At 68.1% G+C, this 15,566-nt stretch carries 14 protein-coding genes and 1 pseudogene; 4 read left to right on the top strand and 11 right to left on the bottom strand.

The window, feature by feature from the left end; all coding sequences use genetic code 11:
• Positions 1 to 237: 237 nt before the first annotated feature.
• Complete coding sequence (locus DTA15_RS07530; RefSeq protein ID WP_006484559.1) at positions 238 to 657, top strand: hypothetical protein; 420 nt, start codon at positions 238 to 240, stop codon at positions 655 to 657.
• Positions 658 to 669: 12 nt separating this feature from the next.
• On the opposite strand, the gene DTA15_RS07525 is transcribed toward DTA15_RS07530, so the two are convergent.
• Positions 670 to 1,770 (bottom strand): DJ-1/PfpI family protein, encoded by a 1,101-nt coding sequence (locus tag DTA15_RS07525; RefSeq protein ID WP_012493102.1) that lies wholly within the window; start codon positions 1,768 to 1,770, stop codon positions 670 to 672.
• Positions 1,771 to 1,858: 88 nt separating this feature from the next.
• On the opposite strand from DTA15_RS07525, the pseudogene DTA15_RS07520 reads away from it, so the two are divergent.
• Positions 1,859 to 2,813 (top strand): annotated as a pseudogene (locus tag DTA15_RS07520) (GlxA family transcriptional regulator).
• Between the two features lie 132 nt (positions 2,814 to 2,945).
• Here DTA15_RS07520 and DTA15_RS07515 read toward each other — a convergent pair.
• The 10 genes from DTA15_RS07515 to DTA15_RS07460 all read right to left on the bottom strand — a co-directional run bounded on the left by DTA15_RS07515 (position 2,946) and on the right by DTA15_RS07460 (position 13,246).
• Entirely contained in the window at positions 2,946 to 3,338 is a 393-nt protein-coding gene (locus DTA15_RS07515; protein WP_006484518.1) for a hypothetical protein, read from the bottom strand.
• Positions 3,339 to 3,420: 82 nt separating this feature from the next.
• Positions 3,421 to 5,268 (bottom strand): S10 family serine carboxypeptidase-like protein, encoded by a 1,848-nt coding sequence (locus DTA15_RS07510; protein WP_006484566.1) that lies wholly within the window; start codon positions 5,266 to 5,268, stop codon positions 3,421 to 3,423.
• A 703-nt stretch (positions 5,269 to 5,971) separates the two neighbouring features.
• Positions 5,972 to 7,786, bottom strand: coding sequence for an ExeM/NucH family extracellular endonuclease (locus tag DTA15_RS07495; RefSeq protein WP_006484624.1), 1,815 nt, complete (start codon positions 7,784 to 7,786; stop codon positions 5,972 to 5,974).
• A 169-nt stretch (positions 7,787 to 7,955) separates the two neighbouring features.
• Complete coding sequence (locus tag DTA15_RS07490; RefSeq protein WP_006484580.1) at positions 7,956 to 8,897, bottom strand: CopD family protein; 942 nt, start codon at positions 8,895 to 8,897, stop codon at positions 7,956 to 7,958.
• Positions 8,894 to 9,274 (bottom strand): copper homeostasis periplasmic binding protein CopC, encoded by a 381-nt coding sequence (gene copC / locus DTA15_RS07485; protein WP_006484606.1) that lies wholly within the window; start codon positions 9,272 to 9,274, stop codon positions 8,894 to 8,896. Before copC ends, DTA15_RS07490 begins: the two co-directional genes overlap by 4 nt.
• 14 nt (positions 9,275 to 9,288) lie before the next feature.
• Positions 9,289 to 9,645: a copper-binding protein gene (locus DTA15_RS07480; protein WP_006484544.1), complete on the bottom strand. Its 357-nt coding sequence runs from the start codon at positions 9,643 to 9,645 to the stop codon at positions 9,289 to 9,291.
• A 66-nt stretch (positions 9,646 to 9,711) separates the two neighbouring features.
• Entirely contained in the window at positions 9,712 to 11,007 is a 1,296-nt protein-coding gene (locus DTA15_RS07475; protein ID WP_006484567.1) for a multicopper oxidase family protein, read from the bottom strand.
• Position 11,008: 1 nt separating this feature from the next.
• Positions 11,009 to 12,523, bottom strand: a complete 1,515-nt coding sequence (locus tag DTA15_RS07470) for a TolC family protein (protein ID WP_006484512.1) — start codon at positions 12,521 to 12,523, stop codon at positions 11,009 to 11,011.
• On the bottom strand, positions 12,520 to 12,801 hold the full coding sequence (locus DTA15_RS07465; RefSeq protein WP_034178278.1) for a hypothetical protein: 282 nt from the start codon (positions 12,799 to 12,801) through the stop codon (positions 12,520 to 12,522). The genes DTA15_RS07470 and DTA15_RS07465 overlap by 4 nt, the downstream gene beginning before the upstream one ends.
• Before the next feature lie 88 nt (positions 12,802 to 12,889).
• Positions 12,890 to 13,246: a hypothetical protein gene (locus DTA15_RS07460; RefSeq protein ID WP_006484579.1), complete on the bottom strand. Its 357-nt coding sequence runs from the start codon at positions 13,244 to 13,246 to the stop codon at positions 12,890 to 12,892.
• Between the two features lie 233 nt (positions 13,247 to 13,479).
• Here DTA15_RS07460 and DTA15_RS07455 point away from each other — a divergent pair, with 233 nt between their 5' ends.
• Together DTA15_RS07455 and DTA15_RS07450 are read left to right on the top strand one after the other, a co-directional pair.
• Positions 13,480 to 14,151 carry a heavy metal response regulator transcription factor gene (locus tag DTA15_RS07455; RefSeq protein ID WP_006484565.1) on the top strand — a complete coding sequence of 224 codons (672 nt, stop codon included), beginning with the start codon at positions 13,480 to 13,482 and terminating at the stop codon, positions 14,149 to 14,151.
• The gene (locus tag DTA15_RS07450; protein WP_006484515.1) at positions 14,148 to 15,557 is read left to right on the top strand and encodes a heavy metal sensor histidine kinase; all 1,410 of its coding nucleotides are present in this window, start codon (positions 14,148 to 14,150) and stop codon (positions 15,555 to 15,557) included. The genes DTA15_RS07455 and DTA15_RS07450 overlap by 4 nt, the downstream gene beginning before the upstream one ends.
• The last annotated feature ends 9 nt before the right edge of the window (positions 15,558 to 15,566 follow it).

The raw sequence follows: 15,566 nt of genomic DNA, 5'->3' as shown, positions 1-15,566 counted from the left end.
ACGTCGCGAACGGCGCAGTCGCGCATGCGGCGGAACACGGCGGGCCGTTCAGGATGACGGTGATCGCGGCTTGGCGTTCGCGCGCGCGGCACGCGAGCCGCCATCACGCCGCGTCGGGGCTGGCGCCGGGTAGCGGCACGTCGAGGCACGGCAGTTTCATGTCGATCCCCTGGCGAACGTCGCGGCGGCCGGCGAAATCCGTCACAATGGCCGCCATGTTCATCCGCTGGACGCCGAATGCCCCGCCCGTCACATGCCCGCGCGCGGCAGCGCGCCGACGCTGACGCACCTTCCGCCCACGGCCCGTACCACTGGCGGCGCGCCGGCCGCGCCGCCGCGCTGCTGCTGGCCGCGAGCGTCGCTGCATGCGACGCGACGCCGGTGCCGGACCGGCTCTCCGACCTCGACGCAACCTATGCGATGCAGGAGCGGTTCGGCCTCGGCGACGTCATGGTGTTTCTCGGGTCCTGCATCGGTGCCAAGAACCCGACGTACCCCGGACAGGCCGCCTGCACCATGGCCATCCGCTCGAACGGCCACGGATCGGAAACGCAGGCCGATTTCCACTGGAACGGCGAGAAATGGGTGGCCGAGCCCACCGCGTCGCAAGATCTCCTGCCCTATCCCGATCCGCGGCTCGCGGAATGGGTGAAGTAAGCGCGGCGGGCGCTACTCCGGATACTCCAGTTGCAACGCGACCCACCCGGATGTGGCGTCGCCGTAGCGCGCCGCGATATCCGCGAGCACACCGGCAAGCGTCGATTCGCCCCGCCAGCCGGCCGACGTCGTCACGCGCGCGTGCCGGCCATGGGCCGGCTGCGCCAGCAACCGCAGCCCGTACCTCGACTCGACCACGCCCGCATCGGCCGTCGCGACGACGTCACTGCGCCAGGTCCGCGCCCACGCGTCGGCGCTCAACGCGACCGGCAGCTCGTCAAACCCGCTTTCGACCGGAAGATCGAACGTCTCGTGCCGCCAGAACGCGACGCGGTTCATCAATGCGATCGCCACCGCGCGCGCGGTCACCCCGAAGCGGCTGCCGTCGTGCGCATCGCCCCATGCCTGCACGCCGAGGCCGCGCGCCGTGTCGCGCGCGGCGGTCGGCCCGGCCAGCGCGCTCAACAATGCCAGCGAAGCGGGAATCGATGCGGACACGCCGGTCGTCGTCATCACGTTGCCGTCCATCACGTAGCGACGATCGTCGACCCATTTCGTCTCGGTGAAGCGGCGACGCAGGCGCTCGCGCGAATACCAGTGCGACGTCGCGGTGCGATGCCGCAGCAGGCCGGTGTTCGCGAGCACCTCGGCGCCATCGCAGATCGCCACCATCGTCGCGCCGGCAGCGGCCTGCTTGCGTAGCCAGGCCAGCACGGCCGGCCGGTCCGCGCGATGCATCGCGGGAACGATCACGACATCCGCCCCCGCGGGCACCGTCGCGTCGAACCGGTCGAACGTGGTATCGGCGAGCACGCGCAGAGCGGGCATCAGTTCGACCGCGCCTTCGTCGGCCGACACGGCGACGACATCGACCGCACCGGAGCGCTTCAGAATCGCGTACGGCACGATGAAATCGGTCGTCTCCGTTCCGGCGTTGTCCGCGACGATCGCAACGAGCGGTCGCGGGCGGCCCGCCTTCGGCATGCCGATCGTCAGCGTCCGGGCCGCCGCCGGCGGGTCCTCCGCCATCGCCCGCGCCGGCCACCCCCATGCCCACGCACCCAGCAGCCCGCATACGAGCAGCACCGCGCCGCCTGTCTTCCGTTCCCGCATCGCCCACCCGTGTCGATCGATTGCATGTCCGGAAAATTACAAGGATCATGCTCGCGGTCACAAGGACAACTCCACCGCACTTTCCGCCATGCCTCAGTCAACCCGTTCGGCACGCGACGTCGTCGTCGTCGGCTTCGCAGGTGTCCAGTCGCTCGACATCACGGGGCCGATGGAAGTGTTCGCGGTCGCGAACCGTCATCTTCCGGATCACGCCGTTCCGTACCGGCTCACGCTCGCGTCGCAACACGGGGACGATATCGTCACGCACGCGGGCCTGCGGCTCGCCGGCGCGGCCGCCCTCGCGGCACTGCCGGAACGAATCGACACGATCATCGTCGCGGGCGGCGATGAAGCGGCGCTACGGCACGCCGCGTCGGAAGCCGGCGTGCTGCCGTGGCTCCGCACCCGGATCGCGAGCACGCGGCGCATCGCGAGCATCTGCACCGGCGCGTTCGTGCTCGGCGCTACAGGCGCTCTGTCCCGACGCGCGGATCGAGCCGGACGCGATCTACGTGAGCGATCCGCCGTTCCATACGTCGGCCGGCGTGACGGCCGGTATCGATCTGTGCCTGGCGCTCGTCGAGGCGGACTGCGGTGCGCCGACCGCGCTCGCGATCGCACGCGAACTCGTGCTGTTCATGCATCGTCCCGGCGGACAGGCGCAGTTCAGCGTCGGGCTCGACATCCAGGCCGGGGCGACGCCGCGCATGCGGTCGCTGCTCGCCGACATCGCCGACGATCCGGCCGCCGACCTCGGCGTCGCCGCGCTGGCCGCCCGCATGCACATGAGCGAACGGACGTTCGCGCGCCATTTCGTCAAGGAGACCGGACTATCGCCCGCGCAGTACGTGCTGGCAGCGCGCGTCGAGCGCGCGAAGGCGCTGCTGGAGCGGGCCGACTGGCCGCTCGAACGGATCGCGGAACGCTCGGGATTCGGCAGCGTGGACGCGCTGCAGCGTGCGTTCTCGAAACGCGTCGGCATCTCGCCGCGCGACTATCGCGCGCGCTTCGGACCGCGACGCGACAACCGGCAAACGGAATAAGCCGTCGCCCGCTTCTCCGGCACGCGGGATGAAAACATGCAACGGAAGCCGGGCGACCCCGCCCCCGCGCAGCTGAATAGTCGGCGGCCGGTGCGATCGCCATCGCGCCGGCCGCCGCCCTGCCCGACTACGTCACTCGTCCTGCTGTTCCTGCTGCGCCTGCACCTGCCGCTGCCGGATGAACTGCCGTACATCGCTCATCGTCACGCGGCCGGTGTGCTTCGCATCGATCTCGTCGAAGTGCTTCGACACGAAGCCGAGCCCGCTGCTCTGCGCCTGCGCCTTCGTCACGGCCGCGCCGTTGCTCAGCACGGTATTGGCGCCGAGCCGCGCATCGACGCGCTGCTGCGCCTGCTGCTGCAACGCCGCGCCGGTCGACGGCAACACCGGCGCCGCGCGCGTGGCCGGAAAGAACGGACCGTCGACACCGCGCCCGCCGTGCGGCAGCTTCACCGGCGCCACCGCCTGCGGCGGCAACGCGTAGGCACTGCTCATCGCGGCACCGAGCACGATCAACGGAGACATACGCCGCATCAATTGGATTAGGGACATGATCGCTCGCATTCAATGGATGAAGAGTGGGTTCCTTCGACAAGGACGCCGTCGCTCAAGGGGCTGCCGCCAGCGTCGTCGCGGCCGTCGCGCCCGGGACGCTGCCGGTCGGAACGCTCGGCGGGTTTTCATCCGGCCACGGCGGCGGCAGCGTGTGCAGCGTCAGCGCCGTCGGAATCCGCGCGCCCTTGTAGAACGTCTGCAGGTCCCGCTTCATCAGCGGACGGGCGACGTCGTCCAGGTAAGTCATGTGGCCGCCCTGGAAGAAGTTCACCTGCAGTTTCGGATTCAGGCCCTTCACCGTCTGCAGCCGCGCGAGTTGCTTCTCGGTGTTGAAGAACGGCGTCGCGAGATCGTGGTAGCCGTTCTCCGCGAGCACGCGAAGCTTCGGGTTGAGCTGCAGCGCGCCGAGCAGATCGGGGATCGTGTCCGGCATCGGCTGGCCGTCGTGCGAGAAGTCCCAGACGCCGATGATGTTGTCGTTCAGCGGCAGGTACGTCGCGTTCGGGGCCGTATAGCCGAGGTAGTCCGGCATCTGCGTCGCGAGCGCGTTCGTGAACGGCTGCGAGATCAGGATGTCGGACGGATCGCCGTCGGTCTGCAGCCGCGGGTCCGAGTTCGGCAACGACACGCGCCCGTCGTAGCGGCCGATCGTCGTGCCGGGCAGCAGGCTCGTGCCGAACGGATTCGCGTTGAAGTAGCCGCGCAGCGCCTGCTGCGTGAGGCTCGACGGGATCGACCACAGCCTGAGCGTCGCATCGCTCGGGAACACCGGCGTGCCGAGCGCATCCGGAATGCCGAGCTGGCTCAACACCCACGATTGCGAGTACTTCTGCAGCTGGCTGTAGATCAGCGTCGTGAACAGTTCCGTCTGGAATGCGTACAGATCCTGGTTCACCGGCGCCGGCGACACCTGGTTGAAGTACGCGGCGACCGCCGCGTAGCCGGGCAGGTAGCCGGCTACCGTATCGGTATCGAGCAGCAGCCCTTCGGTCGACTGCGTGATCGCCACCGCTTCCACCGCATCCGCGAAGTAGTTCAGGATCGACGACTGCAGCACGATGCCCGTCAGGTGCACGCCGGCCGATTCGAGCGCGAGCGCGAGCATGTCGGTCCGCGGCGTGCCGTACGATTCGCCGTACAGGTAGATCGGCGACGTGCCGCGACTGTTGACGTTCAGGTAGCGCTGGATGAAGTCGCGCATGATGTTCACGTCCACGTCGGAGCCCCAGTACTTCTGGTTGGTGTTCGGCAACACGGCTTCCGACAGCCCGGTGCCGGGCGGGTCGATGAACACGAGGTCGGTGGTGTCGATCAGGCTCTCCGCATTGTCGACGAGCGGGTAGTTCGGCCAGTTGTTGCCGAACAGCGGATCGGGCGTGGCCACGCGGGTCGGCGCGAACGAGCCGAGCCGCAGCCAGATCGACGACGAGCCGGGCCCGCCGTTGTAGACGAACGTGACCGGGCGCGGCTTGCCGTTCGTGCTGGGCGCGGTGTACGCGACATACGACATCGACGCTTCCGCATTGCCGTTCGCGTCCTGCGCGGTCAGGTGGCCGGTGGTCGTCGTGTAGTTGATCGTCTTGCCGCCGCCGGTCCACTGGTAATGCATGACGGCCGCCTTCTCGGACACCTGCGACGGCGCGAGGCCGTCGGTCGCGTTCATCGAGTACGCGACCGGGTCGACGTACGGCTGGTTGGCCGCCGGCGCCTGGGTGCCGGCCGCCTGCGCGCTCGCCTGCTGGCTCGCGGTGGCCTGCGCGAGACTCGACGCGCCGACCGACGACGAATCGTCGCCGCCGCACGCCGCGAGCGCCAGCGTCATGGCCGACAACGCACCGAGCCCGGCCAGCCGGCCGCGACGAACACGGCGGCTGCCGGTACTGCTCCTGTCTGGTTTCATCTCTTTCCTTTGGCTTCGGATACCGCGTCACAAAGGCCGCCAACGCCTGCGACACGCGCAGGCCGACCCGCCACTCGCGTTGCACGGTCGGCAGTCGGCGGTTGGGGATTGGACTTCTCAGAGACTGAACTTGATACAGACACAGCAAACTGCTGGCGAGAATGGTGCTCGGACGCGCCCCCTGCAGTTTGGCCAACTTTTATATGACTAAATTTACGACACCACAAAAATAGGCGGTGCTGCGCCGCGTTGTCAAAGATCATTCGGATATTAAAAATCCCGCAATGATGCAAAGGGCGGACAGTGTCTGGAATCTGAAAGAAATCGGGATTATTCGGGCAGCGTGTGCTTCATCGGTAATGTCGCACCGAATATTTTGCTTTTCCGGCATAACGCGGAAGCCTATCCCGTCTTGGACAAGCGCATTCAAAGCCTTCAAATCGACAGGATCATTCTTTCATTTTTATTATCACCTATCGATTAATGCAATGCCGCGGCGTGCGCCGCGCGTCATTCGATGATTCGATTCGCTTCAATCACGCTTCCATCGCAGCATCGCCGTGCGCTGCGTCATCCACAAAATACCGATTCGATTAATTCTTCACGGCATTATTTACCCGGCATTCAAACGGTGTTCCCGGACAAGCGACGACGTACGGTATTGCCTGCCGCACGTCGCCCGTCGTCGAGACTCGAACCGCGATTACTTCCCGCCGCCCGGCAGCGCGATATCGATCAGCACCGGATCGTGATCCGACGAACGATATGCATCGGCCGCATAGAACGTCTTCTGCTGCTCCGCCGACTTGTACGCGAGCGTGTACTGCAGCGCGAGCGGCTCGTCCGCGTTGATGTGCCATTCGTGCACGGCCTTCACGTGCGATGCGAGCGGCAGCGTCGCCAGCGCGTGGTCGAGATAGCCGGCTTCGCCGTTGTACACGTAGCTGTACGCATTCGCGCCGATCCAGCGCGCGACGAGGTTGCGGTAGCCGCGCGATTCGAGCGCGCGGATCGGGTCTTCGTACGTGTAGCTGTTGAAATCGCCGATCAGCAGCACGCCCTGGCTCTTGACGCCCGTCGGGTTGCCGGCCAGCCAGTCGGCCACCTTCGCCGCCGCGCGCGTGCGCGTCGGGTTCCAGCAGCCCTGGCCATCGCCCTGGTCGAGATCGTCGTTCGCCGCATCCGGGCAGTTCTTCGACTTCAGGTGATTCACGGCCACCGTCAGCGCCTGCTTGTTGCCGTTGACCAGCCGGAACGACTGCGCGAGCGGCTGACGGTTCTTGTCGTCGATCGCGAGCGTCGCCGCGCGGCCGACCGGTTCGACCTTGCGGCTGTCGTAGATCAGCGCGACCGCGATCGCGTCGCCGCCCAGCCGCGACGTGCCGGGATCGACCACGCGCCAGTGGTTGCCGAGCTTCGCCGCGAGCTGGCGCACCGCGCTCAGTTCGCCGTAGCCGTTGTTCTGGATTTCCATCAGGCCGATCACGTCGGCGTCGATCGCCTTCAGCGCGCTGACGATCTTCGCTTCCTGACGCTGGAATTCCTGGAAGGTCTTCGCGCCGCGGTTGTTCGGATCGTCGAAGCCGCCGCCGAGACCGTTGCCGTTGAAATAGTTCAGCACGTTGAACGACGCGACGCGCAGGTTCGATTTCGGATCGCGCGCCGGTGCTTGGGTGCGCGGGTTCGAACGCGCGTCGAACGCCGGCGCGGCCGCGCCGGGCAGCGGCTGCACGCGCCAGGCGCCGTACCGCACTTCGAGCACGCCTTCGACGTCGCGCACCGTGTAGCCCGCGCGCAGCGTGTTCGCGGCCGACAGGCCCGGCGCCGGATACGGCACGGTTGCCGGGTTCTGCTTGTTCGAGCCGTCGTCGAGGATCAGGCGGTTGCGCGCGTTCGCGTCGATCTGCGTCTGCGCCTGCGCGGGCGGCATGACGCTCGTCGGCGTCCGCAAGCGGCCGTTGCTGAGCATCACGCTGCCGTAGCGGCCGAGTTCGTAGTTGTCGGTGATAGTCAGCGTCTGCGGCAGGCGCACGAGCATCCCTTCGTATGCGGCGAACGCGCTCGGGCTGTCGACCGGCAGCGTGAGCGTCGCGGGCGTGACCGTCTGGCCGTTCGCGCACACCGCGATCGCGCCCGACAGCGTGAGCTGCGTCTGCCCGTATTTCTCCTCGACCTTGCCCGTCACGTGCACGAGATCGCCGGCCTTCGCGCGCGCTTTCGGCGCATAGACGAACAGCCCTTCGGACACGCCCGGCTGGTTGCGGCGCTGCGCGTCGGCCTGCTGGACGAAGAAGCCGCCGAAGCCGTCCGTGCCGCCGAAATCGGCGGTGACGACCGCTTCGATCGATGCATTCTGCCCGGCGAGCGGCGACGGCGCGCCCGGCCCCTGGATATCGGCGATCGGCGTCGTGCTGCCGCCGCAATTCGGGCTGACGGGTGCGGCGGTGGCGGCGCACACCGGCGCGGCGAGCGTCGGGAGCAGCAATAGCGGGGCAAACAGGCGGATTGTCGAGCGCATGGCGGGAATCCCGGTTGTGAGGGTGGCGAAAGCTTAGCGGCGCTCGGTGACAGTTTTTGGTAATCGCGAGACAGGCCGATGTAATGGTCGTCATCACGCCGCGATCGCCGTGTGTCCTCCGGTCAAGCCCCAACCATGCACCCCATCTTCCGGCGCCGAAGCCCCGCCGCTAGATCGTCCCCGGCAACGCGCTCGACACGAGCACGGCCGCCGCCATCAGCACGCCGCCAAGCACGACCGCCTCGACTCGCAGCACGGTGCAGAACCGCTTCAACGCGTGTGCCGGCATCGCGGCGGCCGGGTCCTTCAACGCGCGCAGCAGCGTCGGCATCCCGAAGAAGCGGTTGTATGCGCCGAGCATCGCGGCAAGCAGCACGAGCGCGAGCTTCAGCAGCAGGATCTGCCCGTACGTCGACGCGAACAGGTTGGCCGGCGTCTCGACGCCGCGCCAGCCGTTGTACGCGCCGGTCGCGAACAGCACGATCAACGCGCAGGTCGACGCATCGGACAGCGACTGCACGAACGCCGCGCCCGTCATGCGTTCGCTCGCCGGCATGCGGGCGAGCCGCGGCATCACGCCGAACGCCGTCACGAGCACGAGTCCGATCCACACGCTGATCGCCAGCAGATGCAGCCAGTCGATCCACACCGGCACGCTGAACAGCCCGGCGTCGACCGGATGGCCGCCATTGCTGCGCGCCAGCGCGACACCGGCAAGCGCGGCCGCCATCGCGAACGGAAACCGCGTGTCGTTCGCACGTCCGGCGAACGACAGCAGCACGACGACGAGCATGAACACCGTGCCGGCCAGCCACGCATGACCGAAGCCGGTGCCCGCGAGCATCGAACACACCGCCGGGCCCGCGTCGAGCAGCGACACTTCGCTCATCAGCGCGCAGTGCGCCCAGAACGCGGTGACGCTCGCGAGCAGCGATACGACGGACGCGATGCGCAGCGTCGCGACGAGCCGCCGTCCGACACCGTGCTGCCATGCGGATGCGCCGCGCGCGAGCCAGTGGCGCCCCAGCAGCGCACCGACGACGACCGCGAACCCGGCGTTCTGGATCGCCACCGCCCCGAGCCGCAGCAGGCCGACGACGCCGTCGTTCATCCCTTCACCCGGAACGTATAAGTGCCCTTCGTGCGATGCGCGTCGGCCGTCATCGCCGCCCATTGCACGGTGTACGCGCCCGCCGCGAGCGTCGGGATCGCGACGGTCATCACGCGCGGGTTCGACGCGTCGACCTTCGCCTTGTCCTGCGTGATGGCGTTGCCGCTCGCATCCGACACCTTCACCGTGCTGAACGCCGGTTCGAGAGCTTCGTTGAACGTGAGCCGCACCATGTCGGGCGCCGCGTCGATCGTGCTGCCGGCCGCCGGGACCGCGCTTTCCAGCTTGCCGTGCGCCGACGCCGCGACCGGTGCAATCGCGAAGAGCGCGGCAGCGGCGGTGAAGCCGGCCAGCCGCTTGCGTGTGGAAATCGTCATGTTCGGGCTCCGCGTCACGGCTTCTTCAGTTCGACGACGGTCAGCGTGCCGTCCACGTCCTCGGCGACGAAGTCGATCGTATCGCCCGCCTTCACCTGCGACAGCATCGCCGGGTCCTTCACCTTGAATACCATCGTCATCGCGTCCATCCCGAGGTTCTCCAGCGGGCCGTGCTTGATCGTCAGCTTGCCGGCCGCCGTGTCGACCTTGCGGATCTCGCCGTGCGACATGCTCGACGCCGCGGCGCCCTGCTTCGCATCCGCGCTCATGTCCATGCCGGCCATGTCGCCGGTCATGTCGCCGGCCGCGTGCGACGTGGCCGACAACGCCAGCGCCCACCCCGTCGCCATCAAAACCAGTCCCTTCTTCATCGTGTCGACTCCCGTGTGAGTGAATGGAAACCGGCGGCCGCCTCGGTGCGGCCGCCGCATGCTGCTTCAGCTATCCGGCAATTCGCCGGTGTATTCGTATGCGACGGTGCCCTTCGGATGCCGGAACCAGCCCGGATCGCGATAGTCGTTGCGACCGAGCCCCTGCCGTACCTTGAGCACCGTGAACATGCCGCCCATCTCCAGCGGCCCGAACGGGCCCGTGCCGGTCATCATCGGCAGCGTGTTGTCGGGCAGCGGCATCTCCATGCCGCCCATCGCGCCGCCCGTGCTGCCCATCGCCATGTAGTCGGGCACGAGCTTGCCGATCCGCTTCGCGAGATCCTTCTGCGGCACGCCGATCAGGTTCGGCACCTGGTGACCCATCGCATTCATCGTGTGATGCGACTTGTGGCAATGAAACGCCCAGTCGCCCGGGCGATCGGCGGTGAACTCGATCGCGCGCATCTGGCCCACCGCGACATCGGCCGTCACTTCCGGCCAGCGCGCGGCCGGCGGAATCCAGCCGCCGTCGGTGCCCGCGATCTCGAAGCGGTAGCCGTGCAGATGGATCGGGTGATTCGTCATCGTCAGGTTGCCGAAACGAATCCGCACGCGGTCGCCGGCGCGCACCGGCAGCGGATCGATGCCCGGGAACACGCGCGAGTTGAAGGTCCACATGTTGAAGTCGGTCATCTCGTTCACGCGCGGCGTGTAGCTGCCCGGATCGATGTCGTACGCGGCGAGCAGGAACACGAAATCGCGATCGACCGGCATCGTGCCGCGATCCTTCGGATGCACGATGAACATGCCCATCATCCCCATCGCCATCTGCACCATCTCGTCGGCGTGCGGGTGATACATGAACGTGCCGTGCGCTTCGAGCTGGAACTCGTAGACGAAGGTCTTGCCGGGCGGGATATGCGGCTGCGTGAGGCCGCCGACGCCGTCCATCCCGTTCGGCAGCCGCAGCCCGTGCCAGTGGATCGTCGTGTGCTCGGGCAGCCGGTTGGTCACGAAGATGCGGACCTTGTCGCCTTCGACGGCCTCGATCGTCGGGCCGGGCGACTGGCCGTTGTAACCCCACAGGTTCGCGTTCATGCCGGGCGCCATCTCGCGCACGACGGGCTCGGCCGTCAGGTGGAATTCCTTCCAGCCGTTCTTCATCCGCCACGGCAGCGACCAGCCGTTCAGCGTCGCGACGGGCGTGTACGGGCGGCCGTTGGGCGGCACGAGCGGCGGCTGCGTGCCGGTTTTCGCCATCGTCGGCGCGTCGGGCAGCGACGCGGCGCCGGCCCGGCTGACCATCGCCGCGCCAAGCAGCGCGGCGCCCGAGCCGCTGAGAAATTGTCGACGGGACACCATGTCAATGACCTTCCGGATGCGGTTGCGTGGCGGGCGCCGATGGCGCCGCGGGGGTGGAAGCCGGCTGCCGCGCAGCGTCGGCGCCGAGTGTGGATGCGGATCTGGATGCGGGTGCCGATTCGGCGTCATGCGGTGCGCGCGGCGCGGCGCCCGACGACGGCAACCGGCCGCCGACGGCCATCTGCAGATCGGTTTCGGCGAGCCAGTAGTCTTTCAGCGCGTCGATGTAGCCGTTGACCGCGCCGACCTGTTCGCGCGCATCGGTCAGCAGCTCGAACACGCTCGCGAGCATCCCGTTGTAGCGCAGCAGCAGTTCGTCGGAAATCGTCTTGCGCAGCGGCACGACTTCGTCGCGATAGTGCGTCGCGACGTCGTAGCTCGTCACGTACGCCGCGTACGATTCGCGTACTTCGGAGCGGGCATCGATGGCCGTTTTCGCGAGCAGGTTCGCCGATTGCATGTAGACGGCCTCGGCGCGCGCGACCTTCGCGCCGCCCCAGTCGAACAGCGGAATCTCGACGCTGATCTCGTAGCCGTGCTCGTGGCCCTTGCCGGTCTCGTAGTCGTTCACGTAACCGAGCTCGACCGCGTTGACGAAACGCGTGGCCTTGCTCAGGCCGAGCGACGACGCGACGCCCTGCGTCCGCAGCTTCGCCGCCTGGATGTCGAGGCGGTTGCGCATCGCGAAGCGTTCGAGATCGGGCAGATCCGGGCGCGCCTTCGGCAAATCCGGCAGGCGTTCGGGTAGCGCGTATCGCGTGCGTTCGCCCCACAGCCCCATCGCACGCGTGAGCTTCTCGCGTGCGGCGACGGCCTGCTGGCGCGCCTTCGCGTGCTGCGCGACCGCGTCGGCATGAAACGCCTGTTCGCGCGCGTAGTCGAGCCGGCTGAAGTTGCCGGCCTGCCGCATGCGCAGCGCCAGTTCGGCGGCCGCGCTGGCGGCGTCGCGCACCTGCTGCGCATAGTTCGCGGCCTGCTCGGCGGCGACCGCTTCCACGTAGGCCCGGCGCGCATCGGCCGCGACCTTCAGCATCGCATCGGCCGTTTCCAGCCTGGTCTGCTCGAAACGGCGGCGCTCGATCTTCGTTGCAAGCGGCATCGTCAGCAGCGCGAACACGTTCGCCGAGAACGTGCGGCCGAGCGTCAGCTCGCCGTCGCCGGCACGCGTGCGGCTGAATGCGAAGCGCGGGTTCGGCAACCGGCCGGCCTGCACGAGGTCGGCCTCCGACAGCCCGAGTTCCGCGTACGACGCCTGCAGCCCGCGGTTGTTCAGCAGCGCGACCTGCACCGCGTCGTCCATCGACAGCGGCTTGCCGAGCAGTTCCTTCGTCCGCCGGTCGACGGCTTCGCGGTCGGCGTCGGTCCTGACCACCACCGCGTCCTTGCCGATGCGCGCCGATGCGGCGGACGACACGGCGTCGAACCCGCCGTCCTTCGAAAACGTCGTGCAGCCCGCGAGGAACGCCAGCGCGACCACGGCCGGGCCGATCCTCGGCGATATCGCGAACGTCGTCATCGCGCGGCCCCTCCGTGCATCGAATGGGCCGCGCCGTTGCCGGCCGCGCCGCCGGTCGTACGCCCTTTCGCGGGCCGCGCCGTCACGTCCCGGTTCAGTTGCTTCCAGCCCGGGCCTGCATCGTCCCGATACGGCCGGTAGCCGTCGAACGCGGACGTCACGGTGACGTCCGGCACCGACGCGGCGGCGTCCGCCGGATCGGGCAACGGGGTTTGCGCGGGCGCGAGCGACGGCACGAGGGCCGCCGCGCCCATTAGCGCCGCAATGATCAATCGCATGAACATGTCTCGTCGTAAGTCGTCCGGCGCGCCTGAGGCGGCCGCCGGAGTAGAGGGCGGATCGCGGCCGGTCGGCCACGGGCAGGGACTAGGCGGGCATCCGGCGCGGCGGCCGGTCGATGCCGCCGGTCAGGAACGACACGTCCGCAGCCGAAGGCGGCGGCGCGACGATCGTGACGCCGCCGCTCGCCGCGGCCGGCACCGCAGGCGCCCCCGACATGCCCGTGCCGAAGCAGCAGGACACGCACGCGACACACGACGACGCATGCCGCGCGTGGTCGCCGTGATCGGCATGACCATCCTGCGCGGCCGGCATCGCGTGCGACACCTTCTCCTCATGCGGCGCGGCGACGCTCGCGCACTGCATCGAAACAGCCGCGAACGACTGGATCGGCAGGCTCAGCGCGAGCGACACGACGACGAGGAATGTGCGCCAGTACGACATGGATGCGAAATCGGGCAGACAGCGATCGTTCGGGCCATCGCGGCGCCGCGACGGCGCGCTCCGGGGACAAGACGGTCGCAGCTTATCGCCGCCGCGGTGACGACGGCATGGCCGGAACATGACCGGCTTTTCATGACAATTCCGTCATCCGCCGGTCATCCTTCGCGCACGCGCGACACCGTACGCTCCGGCGTTACACTGACCGGCTGGAATCACGGACAGCCTGCCTCACCATGCGGATACTGATAGTCGAAGACGAAGCCAAGATGGCGTCCTACCTGCGGAAGGGCCTGACGGAGGCGAGCTACACGGTCGACGTCGCGGAAAACGGCAAGGACGGGCTGTTCCTCGCATTGCACGAGGATTTCGACCTGGTCGTGCTCGACGTGATGCTGCCGGAGCTCGACGGCTTCGAGGTGCTCAGGCGGCTGCGCGCGCAGAAGCAGACGCCCGTGCTGCTGCTCACGGCCCGCGACGCGATCGAGGACAAGGTCGCCGGGCTCGAACTCGGCGCCGACGATTACCTGCTCAAGCCGTTCGCGTATGCCGAATTCCTCGCCCGTATCCGCTCGCTGCTGCGGCGCGCGCCGCGCAATGTGCGCGACATCCTGCACGTCGCCGATCTGGAAATCGACCTGCTCAAGCGCCGCGTGCGGCGCGCCGACGCCCGCATCGACCTGACCGCACAGGAATTCGCGCTGCTGCAACTGCTCGCGGAACGCGAAGGCGAGGTGCTGACGCGCACCTTCATCACGTCGCAGATCTGGGACATGAATTTCGACAGCGACACGAACGTCGTCGATGCGGCGATCAAGCGCCTGCGCGCGAAGATCGACAACGCTTACGAGAAGAAGCTGATCCACACGATCCGCGGCATGGGCTACGTGCTCGAGGATCGTTCGTGACCGCGCGCCCCGCGTCGTATTCGCTGCTGCGGCGCCTGACGCTCGCGTTCGCCGCCGTCGCGGCGCTCGTGTTCGCGCTGACCGGCGCGTATCTCTATCGTTCGCTGTCCGCCGAACTGACGCGGCGCGACGACATCGAGATCTCCGCCAAGCTCAACCAGTTCCTGCAACTGGCACGCGCCAGCGGCTCGACGGCCGCGCTGCGCGCCGACCCGGCCGTGTTCCATGACGTGCTGCTGTCACATCCGGGCGTCTATCTCGGCATCTACGATGCGCGACACCAGCCGCTCGTCGAGCATTCCGACGAAGCCGGCAACACGCTCGCATCGGTGATCTCGGCGCCGCATCCGGCTGGCAGCGCCGATGGGCCGTTCACGTGCGCGCCGCCCGGCATCGGCACGTCGCGCTGCGTGTACGCGCGCGAAACGCTGCCGTCCGGCGAAGCGATCGAGGTCGCGCTCGCGCGCACCGCGACCGATCGGCAGTCGCTGCTCGAAAGCTATCGTGTCGACATCTGGCTCGCGGCGGCCGTCGGCGCGCTGCTGGTCGGCGCGCTCGGCTACGCGGTCGCGTCGCGCGGCCTGCGCCCGGTCGAAAGCCTCGGCCGGCAGACGTCGCGCATCGAGGCGCACAACCTGAACGCACGCCTCGACGCGCGCGGCGGCCCGGTCGAATTGCGCGAGTTCGCCACGTCGGTGAACCGGATGCTCGACCGCCTCGAACGCGCGTTCGTGCGGCTGTCGCAGTTCTCGTCCGATCTCGCGCACGACATGCGCACGCCGCTCGCGAACGTGATCAGCTCGTCGCAGATCACGCTGTCGCGCGCCCGCACCGTCGACGAATACGAAGCGCTGATCGAATCGAACATCGAGGAATGCGAACGGCTGCAGCGGATGATCGAGAACATGCTGTTTCTCGCGCGCACCGACAATGCGCGGCAGCACCTGAAGACCGCCGAACTGGACGCGGGCAGCGAACTGCGCCGCCTCGCGTCGTATTTCCAGGCGTTGGCCGACGAGGCCGGCGTGCGCATCGACGTGCATGGCGAAGCGCCGGTCGTCGCGGACGCGACGCTGTTCCGGCGCGCGGTCAGCAACCTCGCGTCGAATGCGCTCGAACACGCGGACGCCGCGTCGACGATCGAGCTGGCCGTGTCCGTACAACGCGGCTACGCGGTCGTCGAAGTCACGAACCGCGGCGCCGCGATTCCGCCCGAACAGGTCGAGCGGATCTTCGAGCGCTTCTACCGGATCGATTCGTCGCGGCACGGCGCGGCGCGCAACGCGGGGCTCGGGCTCGCGATCGTGAAGTCGATCATGGAGCTGCATCGCGGCAAGGTGGAGGTCGCGAGCCGCGACGGGCGCACGACGTTCGCGCTTTATTTTCCGCGCGGCGCCGATCGTTAGCGCGTGCGC

The organism is Burkholderia cenocepacia (assembly GCF_900446215.1).
Taxonomy (GTDB): Bacteria; Pseudomonadota; Gammaproteobacteria; order Burkholderiales; family Burkholderiaceae; genus Burkholderia; species Burkholderia cenocepacia.
This window is presented reverse-complemented; position numbering and strand designations above follow the sequence as displayed.